The sequence below is a fragment of the Streptomyces sp. NPDC059456 genome, from assembly GCF_042750055.1.
In the GTDB taxonomy this organism is placed as follows: domain Bacteria; phylum Actinomycetota; class Actinomycetes; order Streptomycetales; family Streptomycetaceae; genus Streptomyces.
On sequence record NZ_JBHYVA010000854.1, the window covers coordinates 2,363 to 3,147 of the forward strand.

General features: G+C 69.8%; 2 protein-coding genes. Both read left to right on the top strand.

Annotated features, from left to right (window positions below; translation table 11 throughout):
• Nucleotides 1-27: 27 nt before the first annotated feature.
• Nucleotides 28-267, top strand: coding sequence for a YlxR family protein (locus ACFXA3_RS39590; protein ID WP_385195783.1), 240 nt, complete (start codon nucleotides 28-30; stop codon nucleotides 265-267).
• Nucleotides 268-415: 148 nt separating this feature from the next.
• The coding region (locus ACFXA3_RS39595) for a translation initiation factor IF-2 N-terminal domain-containing protein (protein ID WP_385195781.1) at nucleotides 416-785 on the top strand (370 nt) is incomplete at its 3' end.

The following is a 785-nucleotide window of genomic DNA, read 5'->3' on the forward strand; positions in this document are numbered from 1 at the left end:
CTCGAAGTGCCCAACCGCAATTGTGGGGTGGTCCTGTACCGCGCGCACACGGGGGATGGGGTGGCTATGTGGCATTGCGGGGAGCATCGCGTCCCCGATCCACGCGGTACGCTGCCCGGCCGGGGTGCCTACCTGCACCCAGCCGTGGTCTGTCTGGACAAGGCGGTCCGCCGCAGAGCGTTCCCCCGGGCCCTTCGGTCCCCGGGAGCACTCGACACGGCCGGACTGAGCGAAGCCGTGGCCGTCGTGGCCGAGGCGACACCGTAAGAAGTAGTACGGCACGGATACCCCGTGCGGTCAGGTACCTCGCGAGTTGGAAGTAGGTCGAGATTGCGATGAGCACTCGATGAGTACGCGATGAGTACGCCCATGAAGTAGCGACGGTCCGGCGTAACCCGGACCTAAAAGGAGCGAAGTGGCTAAGGTCCGGGTATACGAACTCGCCAAGGAGTTCGGAGTTGAGAGCAAGGTCGTCATGGCCAAGCTCCAGGAACTCGGTGAGTTCGTCCGTTCGGCGTCCTCGACGATCGAGGCGCCGGTTGTACGCAAGTTGACCGACGCATTGCAGGGCCCCGGCGGCAGCGCCGGCAAGTCCGCTGCGAAGCCGGGTGCGCCCCGCAAGGCCGCGCCCGCCAAGCCCGGGGTTCCCACCCCGGGTGCCGTTGCACGTCCCGCTGCCCCGAAGCCCGGCGCCCCGGCCCCCAAGCCGGCCGCCGCCGCGCCTGCCGCCGCGGCCGCGCCGGCCGCGCCGGCGAGCGCGCCGCGCGACGAACTGCGGATGGCGG